General features: G+C 63.8%; 5 protein-coding genes and 1 pseudogene. 4 read left to right on the forward strand and 2 right to left on the reverse strand.

Going from position 1 to position 16,125, the window contains the following annotated elements:
- The first annotated feature begins 152 nt into the window (after nt 1–152).
- The 3 genes from CYFUS_RS21900 to CYFUS_RS50800 all read left to right on the forward strand — a co-directional run bounded on the left by CYFUS_RS21900 (nt 153) and on the right by CYFUS_RS50800 (nt 13,257).
- Nucleotides 153–11,948: an RHS repeat-associated core domain-containing protein gene (locus tag CYFUS_RS21900; protein ID WP_095986990.1), complete on the forward strand. Its 11,796-nt coding sequence runs from the start codon at nt 153–155 to the stop codon at nt 11,946–11,948.
- A gap of 415 nt (nt 11,949–12,363) precedes the next feature.
- Nucleotides 12,364–12,894, forward strand: coding sequence for an IS630 family transposase (locus CYFUS_RS21910; protein WP_095986992.1), 531 nt, complete (start codon nt 12,364–12,366; stop codon nt 12,892–12,894).
- Nucleotides 12,895–12,924: 30 nt separating this feature from the next.
- Nucleotides 12,925–13,257 carry a hypothetical protein gene (locus CYFUS_RS50800; protein WP_157758582.1) on the forward strand — a complete coding sequence of 111 codons (333 nt, stop codon included), beginning with the start codon at nt 12,925–12,927 and terminating at the stop codon, nt 13,255–13,257.
- A gap of 221 nt (nt 13,258–13,478) precedes the next feature.
- Here CYFUS_RS50800 and CYFUS_RS52840 read toward each other — a convergent pair.
- Nucleotides 13,479–13,967: pseudogene (locus CYFUS_RS52840) on the reverse strand (IS21 family transposase); the annotation flags it as partial.
- A gap of 373 nt (nt 13,968–14,340) precedes the next feature.
- On the opposite strand from CYFUS_RS52840, the gene CYFUS_RS54605 reads away from it, so the two are divergent.
- Nucleotides 14,341–14,940 (forward strand): DUF7710 domain-containing protein, encoded by a 600-nt coding sequence (locus CYFUS_RS54605; RefSeq protein WP_420042712.1) that lies wholly within the window; start codon nt 14,341–14,343, stop codon nt 14,938–14,940.
- An 82-nt stretch (nt 14,941–15,022) separates the two neighbouring features.
- Here the strand turns inward: CYFUS_RS54605 and CYFUS_RS21925 are convergent, their stop codons facing one another.
- Nucleotides 15,023–15,985, reverse strand: a complete 963-nt coding sequence (locus CYFUS_RS21925) for a TerC family protein (RefSeq protein ID WP_095986995.1) — start codon at nt 15,983–15,985, stop codon at nt 15,023–15,025.
- Nucleotides 15,986–16,125 lie beyond the last annotated feature (140 nt).

Genomic DNA, 16,125 nt, shown 5'->3' on the forward strand with positions numbered 1-16,125 from the left:
CCGGACCGCGACCGGCTCGCAAGCCAACGACGGACCCTCGTGACGCGCGGCCCTCCTCGACCTCGGCGGGCAGCGGAGCCTACAGCACGAGCACGGCTTCCTCCCCGCCGGCCTCGGACAGGAGGTGGGCACCTGGGGAGCCATCGCGGCCCGTGGCGGCCCGCGACGGCAACGCAGCGGCCAGCGAACGGCCGAACAGTGGCGTGGCCACCCAGGACACGCTGCCCCCGGTGCTCGTGCTCCGGGTGCCGGGTCCTGGCCCGGAGGTGGTGACCCACTCGCCCTACGTGCTGCGCGGCTCGGTGGGGGATGACTCGAGCCAGGTGCGCGTCAGTGTGCAGGGCTTCGAGGTGCCGGTGCTGGCCGGTGGTTTCCTCGCGACGGTGCCCCTGACGGCGGGTGACAACGCCGTCGTGGTCCGGGCGTGGGACGAGGCGGGCAACCAGACGCAGCGCACGCACGTGCTGCGGGTTGCGAGCCTGCCACCGCAGGTGACCATTCTCTCTCCGCTCTCGGGCTCGGAATCGCCGGGCCCCCAGGCGACGGTCCGGGTCCGGGCGACGTCCGCCACGTCCGCCATCCGCAAGGTGTGGGTGAGTGAGCGGGAGGCGATCCAGAAGCAGCCCGGGGAGTACGAAACCATCTACGCGCTGAGATTGGGAGACAACACCATCGAGGTGCGGGCCGTGGACGAGGCGGGCCTGTCCTCCTCGGCCTCGGTGCGGATCCACTACCGGAGCGCCTCCCAGGAGCCACTTTCCGTGACGGGCGTGAGCCCGTCGCGTGGCGCCACGGGAGTGGAGCCCGACAGCCTCATCAGTGTGTCCTTCAACAAGCCAGTGAAGTGGGAGTCGTTGAAGGATCACCTCATCGTCCGGACGGGTGGGGAGCGCGTGGCGGGAGGCTACTCGCTGGCCCCCGGTGGGCAGACGGCCATGTTCGTGGCGGCCCGGCCCCTGCCGGAGCAGGCCCGGCTGACGGTGTCGGTGGACGGCGTGCTGCCGGCGGAAGGGCCTGGCCTGGCGGCGGGGTTCTCCAGCGACTTCACGGTGCGTGGAGCGCTCACGCGGGTGCGTGGCTCCGTCACGGACGCCGAGCTGCAACCCCTGGCGGGCGTCGAGGTGACGCTCGAGGGCAGGAACCTGTCCACGCGCACGGAGCCCAACGGCAACTGGGCGCTGTTCGTCCCCGCGGGGGGCGAGGTTGTGGTGCGCTACGACGGGGGTGTGGGCAAGGAGGGCCAGGGCTTCCCCACGGTGAGGCGGCGCCTCTTCATCGCCCAGGGAGCGGAGACGGTGGATGCGCCCCTGCGGCTGACGCCCACGGACAAGGCGTCGGCGCAGTGGGTGCGGGTGACGGACAACACGGACCTGACCTTCGCGGGACGGCAGCCGGGGCTGCGGGTATCGAGGGCGGGGGGCGCGCTGTCCTTCGCGGGCGGAAAGACGGCGGACTTCGTGACGGCCACGTGGCTGCCGAGCCACCTGCTGCCCGTGCCCCGGGAGGGTCATGTCGCGCTGGGCGGTGTGTGGCAGATGGGGCCGGCGGGCCTCCGGCTGGACACCCCGGTGACGCTCTCGCTGCCCAACCTCACGCCCGGCCTGCCCGATGGCCGCTACGCGTTGGTGTTGGCGTATGATCCGCATCGCCACCTGCTGGCGCGGGTGGGCTTCGGCCGGGTCCAGAACAAGGGCACCACCATCGTCACCGAGGCGCCCCTGCCCCTGGAGTCGCTGGAGTTCCTGGCGTACTCGCCGCTGTCCCAGGAGCAGCATGACGCGGTGGCGCGGGCTCTGGGCACCGAGGGGGGGAGGATGGATGGCGGGACCCCGACGGATGGCGGCCTGGGTTGGCTGCGGCGCGTGCCTCACTCGCCGGGGCAGCCCTGGTGGAAGTTGCCGTTGTCCCCCGTTCTGGTGGGGGAGGCCCATGCCCAGACGCGGGCCAACCCCTTCCAACCGGGCCTGTCCGCGCTCGACTCGCTGAGCACGAACGAAGTCCCGGGCCGGATCGAGGGCACCGTGCGCTCCCCCATGGACCAGGAGATTGTTTTCTCCTTGCTCCTGCCGGAGCCCTCACGGCTCAACATGACCCTGCGCTGGGACAAGCCTCCCTTCACGATGCCGGTGGCGTTCAAGGTGAGCCACATCCAGCGGACCGTGGATGCCACGCTGGACAGAAAGGTCCGGGCCCAACTCGAGGTGCATGACCCGGGTGGTGTGCGGCAGATGCCGCCGACGGGCGAGGACTGGGACGTGGATGGAGATGGGGAGGCACTCGTCACCACCCAGCTCACCTTCCAGGCGGGCACGACGAAGCTGAAGATGATGGGAAGCTCGCCGGCGGGCCTGCGGGTGCTGGAGGTCCTGGCGACCCTGGAGTGGGACAGCGAGGGGCCAGGTGCGACGCTGTTGCTGGAACGGGCTCCAGGCTCCACGGAGCGGGAGGGCGAGGCGCAGAGCCCCATCCGGTTCAAGGACCTGCGCGTGACGGTGACGGGGCCCGCGGGGGGCGGTGCCGGGGTGACGGGGGAGCGGGGGACGTATGGAATCGTGGTGCCGGTGCTTGGAGGTGGCGAGACCGGAATCTCCTGCACCGAGGTGCCCCTGGCGTCCAAGCTGGTGGAGCGGGTGGGGGAGGATGGAACGCCCCGCTACGACGCCGTGATGCAGCAGTTTGGCGTGTGCAGTGAGATCTACTCGGTCACTCCGGGGGGCAGCACGACTGGGAACATCCTGGTGGATGCGCGCTTCCTGAAGGGAGCGCTGCGCTTCGTAGATCGCAAGGGAGCGCCGCTGGAGACCTGGTGCGGCGAGGACACGGAGGCGCCGAGTCAGCCCGACCTGTCCCACCCCGGGGAGTACCTGTCCATCTCGCCCAAGGACATCAAGGGCACGGAGGTGCACTTCTTCCGGGAAGATGATCTCGAGCACCCCATCGCCAACTACTCCACGGCGGAGCCGGATACACGCAGATGCACGGCGTCGCCGTCGTCCACCGACGCCCACGGCGAGTTCACCCGGCTGCGTCTGGGGCCCACCCATGGCACCAAGCGCTACGTGCGCGAGCGATGCCTGGAAATACAAGCACGGGGGGACGCTCAGACGCAGGAGGACAAGGACTACTTCGCGGTGAATTGTGAGAACAACCGCACCAACTTCATGAGCCTGGGAGCCGGGGACCGGGTGGTGGTGTTCGCCATCAACCACGCCACCGGCTACTCGGGAATGAAGACGGTGACGGTGCCGGCCATCAACCAGACGAAGACCGACCCGTGCAAGGAGGACGAGAACCAGCCCCCGCTCACCGTGGAAGAGAACGGTCGGAGCTATGAATTGTCACGCTGCACGGAGCGGCAGTTGACCATCCCGGTGGGCATCATCGACATGTTTCCTCCGGAGATCGATCTGCGCGTCTCTCGCAAGATGGAGGCGCAAGGCAGCCGGAAGCAGAAGCTGGAGAGCCTGATCCGCCAGGGAGGCTCCGCCACCACGAATGACGACCTGGTCGCCGTGTCCACGCAGTGGCGGGTGCGGGTCAAGCCCTACACCCCCGAGGAAGGCACAGAGTCCACCGATGGCGGTACCGGCGGACTCACCCCAGCCTCCTGTGATGGCGGTCCCTGTCCCAACGCCCTGGTGGATCAGGGCGACGCGGGTCTGCCGTTGGAAGTCTACTGCTCCGAGCTTCCCCCCACCGCCAGCTCCTCGGCGCGCCAGGGGTGCATCAATCAGGATCCGCCCCTGCTCGATGTGCCGGCGGGCGTACCGCCGCTGGCCGGCCGCTTGATCAAGGTCACGGGCGCCGCGCTGGAACAGCCCATGGTGAAGCTCTTCCCGGTGAAGTCGGGAGGCCGGTTCACCCAGTCCGTCCAACTCCCGGAGTACTACAGGACGTCCTCGGACGAGGACAAGCCGCTCAACGCCCTGCCACGAGCCAACTACTACCTGCATGTCGTGGGACATTCCTTCTCGGATCATGACGCCAACGGGGATGGCTTCATCCAGGAGAGCGAGAAGAACCAGGCCCCACCGAACTTCTCGGCGGAGGAAGCACCCGTCGAGGGCGCCGAGGCGGGGCGGATCCCCACCCATGCGGTGGGGCTGAAGAACGTCTACCGCCACATCGAACCAGATGGAAACAAGCTCGAGCGCTTCGATCTGGCGCGGGAGCACGCCTTCCGGGTGATTGAAGTCGCGGATTCGCAGATCATCGTCCTGGGTCGCGACCAGGGGGAAGACTCCGATCTGACCAGTCAACCCTCCCCCTCCGCCACGCAGAACGATACGGCGTATGACTTCCTCCTCCATCTCCTCGAGCCCGACGGCGAGCTCAGGGGCGGAGTGATGCCGGGCGAGTATGTGGTCCGGTTGGGAGGAGATGGCTTTGGTATCGATTGTCCCTTCTCCGCCCAGCCGAATGACGAGACCCTGGTGCTGTCGGGCTCGTGCGGCGGGGATTTCCTGCCCGAGGTCCTGGCCTCCGATGATCTTCTCTACTTCGAGCTGTACCTGAGCGGTAACGCGGAGAACATCCTCTACCGGTTCAACTTCGAGGGACTCGCCTCGCGCACGGACTTCTTGAGCGCGGGGCATGAATACACCCTGGCGCAAGCCGAGGCGGCGCCGGAGCTTCAGGGCGGGCAGCCCGCGCCGGGCCGTGAGATCTCCCAGGCGCCCATGGCCAATTTCTCGCTCAAGGAGAGCGAGTTCACGGAGGGCCTCCTCACCCTCACCGCGCGCAGGCCCGGTGCCAGTGATGTCGAACTGAAGCAGGTCCCCATCCGCCTCGATGGGCTGGAGTGGAAGTTGCTCGCCCAGCAGGACGCCAATGACCTGGTGCCCTTGTCGTATGATCCGGAGCCCGCCAGTGGGGTCTGGAACTTCCACATGCCGCTGCCTTCGGCGGTGGCCGCCATGCAGGGAGGCACCCAGAACACCCAGCTCTCCATCTGGGTGAAGGTGGAGGCGCTGAAGCCCCGGGTCCTGACGCGCGAATACAAGCTGGGCAATCCCCTGGGCACCTTCACGGGAGTGAACGCCGCGGCACGGGCCCAGCAGACGGTGGCCGGGGTGAACGTGGCGGATGGACACCTGTCCTTCACCCATACGGACTTCTCCGTGCCCAACGGCGCGCGCACCATTGGCTTCAGCCGCACGTACAACAACCAGAACAACCTGCTCAGCCCCATGGGCCTGGGGTGGAGCCATAACTATGACGGCTGGGTGTTGGAGGAGAAGTACCAGCACCGCTACGTGGTGGTGCTGGGCGGACAGGCCTATCCCTTCCCTGGCTGCGTGGCCGCTGACCTGGAGGGGATGCCGGAGCGGGTGAAGTGCTTCGCGGACACGTCACACAACAACGTCCTCTTCGTGAACGCGCCGCTGTCCGGGTTGTCCGCCACCAACGCGCCCTCCGCGCCGGCGCGCATCGAGATGCGGACCGCCCAGGGGCAGTTGTTCCTCTTCACCCAGCCAGCGCAGCGAGAGGAAAAGCCCGGGCGCCGCAAGTGGTTGCTCAATGCGTTCGGCGAGCTGCGCGAGGATCCGGGTGACGGCCCGGTGGTGGAAATCGGCAACCGGGCCGAGCTCTCGTACAAGGAGGGCTCAGACCTGATTGATGAAGTGAACTGGAATCCCGGCAATACGAAGCTCAAGTTCGAATACGAGGGCATCGACACCGAGAATGCACCCACCCGCGTGCGGGTGTTCGCCCGGTCGCGGGGCTTCAAGTGGCTGTCTCGTGTGCAGTTGCTGCACAAGCCCTCGGCCAACCGGGTGTTGTACCAGGTGGACTTCGAGCGCGAGCCCAACGGCAACCTGCTCCACGCGCTGCGCACGCAGTGGGACTGGGGTGCGTCATCGAATGGAACGGCCAGCCCCAAGGGACCGTTCCCGCTCTGGACCTATTCCTATCATTCCATCCCCTCGGGACTGGTCGGGGAAGAGCGTTGGAATGCGTCCAATGAACTGTACCGGGCCTGGCTGATTCACGGCGCCACGCCTGGCGAGATGGACGCCACCTCATCCGTGCAGTGGTGGGCTGAATACACCCGTGTTTCGGGTTCGAGCGCCGCGGGCCGCTACGAGCACCTGAAGCCCTATGAGCTGGTGGCCAAGGTGTCGATGACGGGCCAGCAGGACCAGCCATTCTCCCTGGAGTATCAGACGCCAACGAGCCGGCTCGTGACCCGTCCGGACGGGGTCGCGACCCACTTGAGCGTGAATCCCTATGGGAGTGTCAATCAGACGAGCCTTCCCATCCCGGGAACGAGTTCGTCGACGACCTACCAGAATGACGACTCGCTCACTGGCCAGGTGATGGTCCATACCACCACCAGCGCCATGGGGGTGCAGACGACGGTGGTTCCCAAGAGCCCGGCCGGGAATTTCGGCGGCCTTCGGCCCGAGAAGATCCAGTACACCGGCTTCCTGGCGGGCTCGGGGGTGTCACCCGTCTTCGGGTCCGGCACGACCCCGGAAGTGTCCTTCGCCTACGACAACAGCGTCAAACCCGGGGTGCCCACCCAGACGACCCTGCCAACCGGTCTCGGTCCGGTCTCATGGACGACCACCCCGGACCCGCAGGGCCATCCTCAGCAGATGTCAGCCTCGGGCGTCGGGGATACGAAGACCCTCCTGGCGGGAGCCCTCTACGATGTTCGCGGCCGACCCGAGTATGTGGACAAGGACGAACAGGGCCGGTCCGTGACGTACCAGTACAACGATGAGGCGGGACTCGGACAACTCGAGACCCTGACCCTGAGCCTGCCCGCCGATCAGGTGGCGGCATCGGCGCTCGCGACGCTGCACCGGATGTTCTCCTACGATGCCTATGGCCGCCTGATCGGCATCAAGGACGTGGAGACGGGCGCCGAGGAGTCCTGGACCTATGACGGTCTGGGACGCGTCGTGCGCCACATCCGCCGGGGAGAACCCGACGAGGATTGGACGTACGAGTACCTCGAGGAGGACAGAACGCTCACCATCCGGGAGTCGCTGGCCAGATACCGGGCGCAGAGGGATCCCTCGCCGCCACACGTGCGGACCTCGGTCATCACGGATGGGTTGCTGACGCGCGAGTCCTATACGGTGGGCGCGGCCCCCGTCTTCTCCCCATTCTTCTCGCTGCCCACGGAGCCCTCGTTCTCCACGGTCTCCCGTACCTATGGGTACGTGAATGGCCGCCTGGAAACCACGAAGGATGAGCGCGGAATCCCGCGGAAGTATGTCTATGATGCCAATGGCCGGCTCGAGAGGGTGGAGGTTGGCCTCGCGGGTGACGTGGAAGTCTCCTATACGTTCGACAACGACGGGCGGGTGACGAGCATCACGAATCACCTCCAGCGCACGACGACGATTGGCCATGATGAACTCGGGCGGGCCGTGTCGTGGGACTACGGTGATAAAGACGTGGAAGGGGTGGAACTCGACGTCCAGGGCACGCCGATGCGCACCTGGTGGGGTGAGTCGCGGACGCTCAGGACCGAGGTGACCAGGCTCGATGCCTTCGGTCGGCCGGTCGAGACGCGGAGCAAGGGAAAGCCGGGCGGGGTGCTCGGGACCGAGACCCGGGACTCGGCGGGCCGCCTGACGAAGCGGGTGGATGGGGTGCTCGGGCTTGAGGACGAGTACGAGTACAGGGATGTGTTGGGTCGGTTGACCCTCCACCGGCGCAAGGTGAAGACTCGCTCCGACTTCCCCTTGTCGGACAAGATCCTCGTGAGCGAGGAGACGCGTGCCTACGATGACATGGCACACACCGTTTCCATCGAGCGCGTCATCGACACCGGTATCGCGCGGTCGCCCACCCGGACCGAATCCGAGACATTGACCCTGGATACCGCGGGGCGTGTGCGCCAAGTCAAACGGATGCTGGATGGCATTGGCCTGTCGGTCGACGAGTACCGTTACAACGAGCGGGGACAGGTCCGTTGGCACCAGAGCGAGGGCTCCGCGGGACCGATCACCGAGTACTGGCATGATCCCATGGGCAATCTCGTCCAGCGCCGGGAGCCCGCGGACGTGGCGCCTGGGGAGCCGTTCAAGATCACCTACCTGCTGGAAAGGGATGGCCGGCCGCGGCTCACGGTGGGACCGCACCCGGGCTATGGCGAGGAGTACGAGTACGACGACTTCGGAGAGCTGTCCTCGAAGACCCTCCATGCCTACGAGGGCACGCCCGAGGCCAGATGGACCTATGCGCTGACGGGACAGCCGGGAGAAATCAAGGAGACAGGTCCCGAGGGGACGGAAACGCTTCGGCGCTTCAACGCACGCGGGCGGCTGGTGTCGGAGAGAGTCTCGGGGGGGGGTGGCAGCCGGCTGACCACGTTCGATCTGGATGGGCCCTGGGAGGCCCGGCGTCTGACCCAGGAGGGGTCGTGGAAGGCCACCTGGCAGACGCTGGAGCGAGATGACCTCGGGCGTCCGCTCGATCAAGTGGAGAGCTGGTCGGCGGGAGGGCTGGGTTACAGCTATCAAACGAAGACCACCTGGACGGGACGAAACGCCACCATCGCGTACTCCTGGACGACCGGCGCTTCTACTCCCCCTTCATCGGACACGCAGCGTCACCGGACGATGGAGATCTCCCTCGACTCCCTGGGCAATGTGGTGCGGAGCAAGGCCGCGAGTCTGAGCTACACGGACACGGCCGTCTATGACGCGAGTGGACTCCTGTCGATTCAGCAGCCCGCTGGACGTCCCGCCACGTTGTTCACGTATGACCAGGGATTGCTTCGCGAGACGGACTATGCCGGCGAGCTGACGAAGTATGTCTACGACCTGAGTGGTCGATTGACCCGGCGAACGGATCCGGATGACCGGACCCAGGCGTATGAGTACTACCCCCGGGGTGTGGTGAAGACCGAGACCTACGGCCGCCTGGCGGGCTCCGAGTGGATGCCGGGAGTGCAGCACACGGCATACGATTACGACCCCGCGAGCGGCTTCTTGGAGTACGTGCGCCCGGGTGCTGGGACCGCGGATGAAGCCAGGTGGCGCTATCAGTATGGCGCGCGCGGTGAACTGCGGTTCGTGAGTGCCGATGCCCCCTTGGAGAGTGTCTTCGAGTACACGTACGACGCGCTGACCCGGCTCAAGTCGGTGATATTTCACGGGGATTCGGTGATGCCGAGGCAGGAATTCTCGTACGACTTCGCCAACCGGCTCTCCGAGCGCAAGCGCGTGGGCAGAGACGCTTCCACGGCGAGTTGGCTGACGACGTATGTCGATGGTGCGGCGAGAACGCTCCCCTTCCCAGCGAATAGCGGCACGGACTCGGTGAACGAGATGGTCCACTTGTTGGATGGACGCGGCCGTGTCGCCCGGACGACGTATGCCGGGACGACACGCGGCCGTGCCGTTCAGGACCTTTTCCAGGTCGACTATGAGTACAATGGGGCGGATCAGCCACTGCGGATCGTAGAGTTGCGCGCCAATGACGTGCGCGTGAACAACGTCTTCGAATATGACTCCCGCGGGTTGATGACTTCCCTTGCGCGGGACTCCGACGTGCTCCGGTATGAGTACACCGCGAGTGGTCAGCGCGCCTCGGTATACAGGGGGACGAGTTCCACGCCCAGCCTTGGTTATACCTATGACGAGTTCGATCGGCTCAGCGGGCTCATCCCCGCGAGTACGGCTCGTCAGCCGACCATGGTGAGGTGGGAGCCGGGTGGGACACGTCTTCAGACCGTTGGCGACGATGTGGTGATGCAAGAGCGTTGCTATGACAACGCTGGCCGTCTTTCGGTTGTCATGAACGCGGCCGGGGGGAGCACGACCGGAGGAGTGCCCAATTGCGGCAGCCCGTTCAATAACGCCCTCATGTCCTACCTGTACACGTATGACGGACGTGGCAACCGGCTGACCGAGGAAAGCAGAGGATCCAAGATCGTATCTCCGGGGCTTACCCGTTACGGGTACGACGGCGCTGACCGACTGACCGGAGTGCACTATCCGGATGGGTCCGCGGTGTTCTACTCGCTCAATTCCGAAGGAACACGTCTGGGCGAAAAGAAGGTGGCCAGCTACGGCGTTGGCGGCCCATTGGATGCAGATGCGTACTGGCGGTTCTCGGACTCGGATCCGAACCTGATCTCCAATCGGGTGTATAAATATGACACCTATGGTGGCATTGAAGCGATCCGTGATGCGGTCTCGAATACGGACCTCTTGACGTTCAAGACGGATCGCTTTGGTCAGGTGCAGTACCAGATCAACCCGTCCACGGATACGAGTGATATTTATGAGTGGGATCCTGCGGGCCGTCTCGCCAGGGTCACGCGTTCCACCCTCGTGATGTCGCCGCTCCCGTCGAGCACGGATGAGGTCTACAGGTATACATACGATTACGCCGGTCTGCGGCGTCAGGCCACGAGCAACAACAGCGAGAACCCTGGCGGATACTGGCTCTACGCGGGGGAGGAACTGGTCGCGGAGACCGAGTATCGTTCATCCCCGAGGCTCCCAGGTACCGGAACCTATATTTGGGGGATGTATGAGCGGGTGGGCGATCTGGTCACGGCGTACCGGGATGATCGCATCCTGACCGATGGTCTCGGCAGTGCCGTCGGAAGGATGAACGCGACCACGGCCACGGCCTATCAGTACGACGCCTGGGGCGCTTATACGAAGGACTCTCCGACGCCTGCCGGTGGCAAGAGTGGCCTGGGGTATACCGGGCATCTGTGGGACAAGGGGGCGAATCTCGTCTACGCCCAGCAGCGCTGGTACTCGCCCGAGACGGGCCGGTTCCTCAGCCAGGATCCGGTGGGGGCGGAGGCGTACCTGGAGACGCCGATGGGTATGCAGCCCTGGCTGTATGCCAATAATAATCCGCTTCGGTACACCGATCCGGATGGGCGCTGTGTCAATTTCTTCTCGAACGATGTGGTCTCAAGCGCTAATTGCGTTGAATCCGCGAAGACGTTCGGGGGTTATGCGGTAGGTGTAGGCAAGGTGGTTGGGAGCCTGGGCATCCTCACCTATAACGTCTCCTACAACGTGACCGGTGGAATCACTTACGCGGTATTTGGGGGCGAGCAGTATCGTGACCAGTACGACGCCACACGAAGTGGGGTTGCACTCATTGACGCCATTGCGCAGAACCCCAGTCAGATTCCTGGCATATTCGTAAAGGGTTTCGTTGCTGGCCTTGATCAGATGAACGAGGCACTTGAGCGCGGTGATTCCTATTCAGCGGGTGAAGGAGTCGGAGACTTCGTAGCTCAGACGGTAATGCTCCTCCAGTCCGGTTCGTCCATGCGCCTCCAGGCGAAGCGCATACCTGCGTTCACGGCTATTGGTACGAACCAGATGCTGAAGTCCGGCGGAATAGCCATCACCGTCACAGGCCCGAAACTTCCTCCGCTGGTTCTGGCTGCGACGAACGCGCTGAACGAGAGTGAAGGCAACAACCAGCGCGAGAAGACAGATGGCAAAGCGCCCGAAAGGAGCAATGCAGAGCAGGCGCCGGCTCCGCAGCAGACGAATGTTCCCTTGGTCGCGAGAGTCGATGTCAGCTCCCAGTTCCGCGTGACGAGGGAAAAGAAGGGAGGTGTGTCGCTTGTATATGGTGATCCGGAATTCCATGGCATCGAGGCCGCGGTGGATCGGGATGGGGTGTTTGGTTTTAATATTCGCTCGAGCTCAAATAAAGACGTCCACAAGGCCTCTGGAGTCGATATGCTGTTGGGCGCAATGGTTCGCTTGAAGAGCGAGGGGGTCGTGATCAAGAAGATACGGGGATTCTGGATTACCAAGAGCGACAGTGTCAATGCCGCGGAGTATTGGGAGAATAGGTACGCGCACAGGTTGGGCGAGAAGCAATCTGCTCTTGAGACGTGGACCGGAAGAATGGCGCAAAAGCTTGGTTATCCACGGGTGGATGGCGTGAACGAAGGGAGTGAGCAGGTCGTGGTGATATTCGGGAAGGCTGAATGATGTTTGAGCCTATCTTGAAAGGCGCGAGTCCTTCGAGTGTTTTCAAGGCCCTTTTGGAGTCGAATCCCGGCGTTGGAAAGTCATGGATTGCGAGCCAGTTCATGGATTTTTTCTATGAGGTTGACGGTGTGGCAAGGCAAGTAATATGGCATTGGCGGCAGCCTGGCGGGAGGGGCGAGTTTAGCGATGAGTATGTGGATGCGTACCTGAGGCGGTTGCTTCGCCAAGCGGGGTACGCAATACCAGGTGATGACGAAAAGACCGAGCCATCGTAGGCGCATCGCGTCATGGCCGTATCCTCGGCGGTCTGGCGGGCACTGCGACGCCAGGGACTGGGGCTCAAAAAAAGTCGCTCGTAGCTTCGGAGCAGCGCTCCCCTCGGATTCAGGCACTGCGGCGTGTCTTCCTCCTGCTGATGCTCCTGCTCGACCCGCGACGGTTCGTCTTCCTCGACGAAACCGGCTGTCACACGAGCATGACGCGCACTCGCGGACGTGCTCCCCGAGGCGAGCGCGTGGTGGGGTATGTCCCCAGGAATCGCGGCGTCGTCACCACCGTACTGGGCGCGCTGGCTCTGGACGGCATTCGGGCGCTGATGACTATCGAAGGAGCCACGACGGCCGGTGTCTTCGAGGCCTTTGTCGAGCACATGCTCGTCCCCAAACTCAATCCGGGCGACATTGTGGTCATGGGCAATGTGGGGGCGCACAAGCCCGCGCACATCCTGGAGTGTATTCGCGCCGCCGGTGCCCATGTTCTTTTCCTTCCACCCTACTCGCCGGACCTCAATCCCATTGAACTGCTCTGGAACAAGCTCAAGGAGCTGCTCAAGAGCATGGGCGCGCGTACCCTACAGACTCTCGATGACGCCATTGCCAGGGCCATGGACCTCATCACTCATGACGACATCGTCGGCTGGTTTCGGTATTGCGGATATAATATATAGGAACATTCAGTAGTCTCCACGGGAATTGAAATGGATATTGTCAATATTGCTGAGTTTCTCTTCTCAAGAAGAGCGCATTCCGTTCCGCTTGAAGGGCTTGCGGAGATTTTTGATGAGTTGAGTTGGGCGCTTGATGATGAGTGTATGATGCAAATCGCCGAGGCTAGGTTGCGATGGCTCGAAGGAGATGATCCAGAAAAGGCGCATGTTGCCTTGTTGATGCGGGACTCTTTCCCATGTGATACACGTGAACGACTTGTTGAGGTTCTCGGGCGGATCAAGGCCAGGTGGCCGAAGTTGGCGAGAGATTGTGATGCTGTGATTAAGTCATGGGATGAAAACTATCCTCAAGGAGTGGTGTGAGCGCTCGCTGGGCTGACGTGTGACTGGTACGTGAGCATGACGGGTGCGGTAGTAGTCAAGCGTCCTTACCGAAGGTCACGGTCGACTGTGGCCTTTCTGATGAACCCAAGAGGATTCCTATGTGGTTGATTCTTGCGTAAGGAAGGGAGCCGCAGCCTAATTGACGACGACGTTCTTGCCCTTGGTTCGCGCGCGGTACGGCCCACACGCCTGTCGTCTCCGCGCTGATTGAGGAAGGTTCGCACGAACAGCCGGCGTGAGAAGCTCAGCACCGCCACCAGCAGGAACACCTTCACCAGCTGCCCGCCCAGCCGCACTTTCTTCTCTCCGAAGTCCACCTGCATCTGCTGCCCCGGCTTTGTCTCGAAGCGCACCGTGGCCACCTGCGCCGCGTGCACCTGCCGTCGCCTCTGCTCCACCGCTCGCTGCACGGTGCGCACGCTGGCCTCCACGCCCTCTTGGGCCAGCAGCGTCTTGACGACGACGGCGTTGCCCTCCGCCGCTCCATTCCACAACTCTACCGCGCGCTGCTGCTCGGCCCCCCGTGAGCCGCCGTGCCTTGGGCCGCACCTGCTTGTCAGCCGCACGGCCCGCACGCAGGTAGCGCCGCACCGTGTTGCGCGCCACGCCCACCCCACGTGCATCCGCTTGGGGCCTCAGCCCGCCTCCGCCAACACGCGGATGCGTCGCACCACTTCCTGCTCCACCATCGGCACCTCCGCCGCGCGGGGTGCCACAACTGTTGCCGTTTCTCCCATCGACCTGACCTCCTTGGTCTGGAGGCCCCGGGAGGGGGTCAGTTTTAGTGTCGCCAGGGGGTCAATTTTGCTGTCGCTCTACACCCCCACCCCCTCCGTACTCCGCCCGGTCGAAGCTTTGCGATGAATCCGCTATGTAGCAGGTCATAATAGAAGAACCGCTGGCCCTGGTGTCCTGTATGATTATGTCGTTGCCAGGCTATGTGTCGGTGTGGGCGGATGCCGAGGTGGACAGAATGAGTGGGCCGATGGGGTTTGTTCTTGCTATTATGTTTCTTGTCGGAGATAGAAGCTTTTCATGCGTCGGCTGCGCTTCCCCATTGCCATGCCATATATCAGGCCCGGAGATTGCCTCGTATGGTTCCAGGCCACCCGTGAAGTGCTTCTCCCGTTGGGTGCGCCTGGCTATGTAGAGGATGATCCGTCTCGTACCGCAGGTGGGCGAGAGTTCTTCTGGGCCTTCGAAACGGAGAGTGGTTTAAGATTCCAAGTGACTTGGGATGAGCCTGGAACGTTCGCCCTTGTCCAGGCTGACCCTCCAGATGCACAGCAGACTATCGTGGCCCTACGGAGTCTGGGGGTGGAGGCGACTTTCGAGGTGCAGCCCATACCTGAGGGGCTTCCGTTGCCGCGATTTCACGCGCGCGGAGCCGTTTGGCTCTTTACGGGCCAGGGTGCGGCGCGGCCAACTGCTGTCTTTTCACGGAAGCAAGTGGCAGATGCTTGGCTCGCCAAGACGAAGTTCTCGGGCACGCTTGTAGCATACCCTCTCGATACATCCCTATACGAAATGGAGAGTCATTTGGCGAGAAGGGCGCTGCCGCCTGCGCACTCGGTCGCTGCCCAGAGCTATGCTGAGCCGGCGGGGGAGAGCTACGAGTACGTTGAGGGGACGCAGTTGCCGAGCATTGATGCTGACGTTTGATAGAGATTCTTCCCGAGGGGCTGATTCGCGCGGCGTGTTCAATGCTTTCGACAATCTGCGCCGACCTCAACTGCTCTCGGCGTTAGTTGACAGCGATGTTCTTGTTCTGGGCCGCGCGCTCCTGCTTCCTCGACTTGAGCAGCGAGGCCACGATGGACACGCCCAGCAGCAGGGCGATGACTCCCAGGGACACCGGCGAGGGAATCTTCACCACGTCCACCAGCGCCATCTTCGCGCCCACGAACACCAGCACCCCGGACAGGCCCACCTTCAGGTAGGTGAACTTCTCCACCGCCCCCGCCAGCACGAAGAACAGCGAGCGCAGGCCCAGGATGGCGAAGATGTTCGAGGTGAACACCAGGAACGGATCCGTCGTCACCGCGAAGATGGCCGGAATCGAGTCCAGCGCGAACAGCACGTCCGTCAGCTCCACCAATATCAACGTCATGAACAGCGGCGTGGCCAGCCTCCGGCCGTTCTGCACCGTGAAGAAGCGGTCCCCGTCCAGCTCCTTCGACGAGGGGATGATCCGCCGCGCCAGCTTCATGGCCGCGCCGCTCTCCGGGTGCTCCTCGTGGTTGCGCTGCACGAAGAGCTTCACCCCCGTGAAGATGAGGAACGCGCCGAAGACGTAGATGAGCCAGTGGAAGCGCTCGAGCATCGCCACGCCCGCGAAGATCATCACCGCGCGCAGCACCAGCGCGCTCAGGATGCCCCAGAACAACACCCGGTGCTGGTACAACACCGGAATCTTCAGCGCCGAGAAGATGACGACGAAGACGAAGATGTTGTCGATGGAGAGCGACTTCTCGATGAGGTAGCCGGACAGGAAGTTGAGCGCCGGCTCGGAGCCGAACTTCCACCAGATGCCCAGGTTGAACAGCAGCGCCAGGGAGATCCACACCCCGCTCCACGTCAGCGCCTCCTTGAACTTCACCTCATGCGTCTTGCGGTGGAAGACCCCCAGGTCCAGCGCGAGCATCGCCAGCACGAACAGGATGAATCCGCCCCAGAGGACGGGGCTGCCTACGCTGTGCGCTTCCATGGAGTCGTATCCTTCGGATGGAAAGGGGGATCGCCGTACCGCGCGCTTCCCCCTGAATTAAGAGGCCTCCGAAAGTTCGGCAAATAGGAAATCAGGGTAGAACCCTTCGGAAAAACCGAAGAATGGCGGACCCATCGGCT

The organism is Cystobacter fuscus, assembly GCF_002305875.1.
Taxonomy (GTDB): Bacteria; Myxococcota; Myxococcia; order Myxococcales; family Myxococcaceae; genus Cystobacter; species Cystobacter fuscus_A.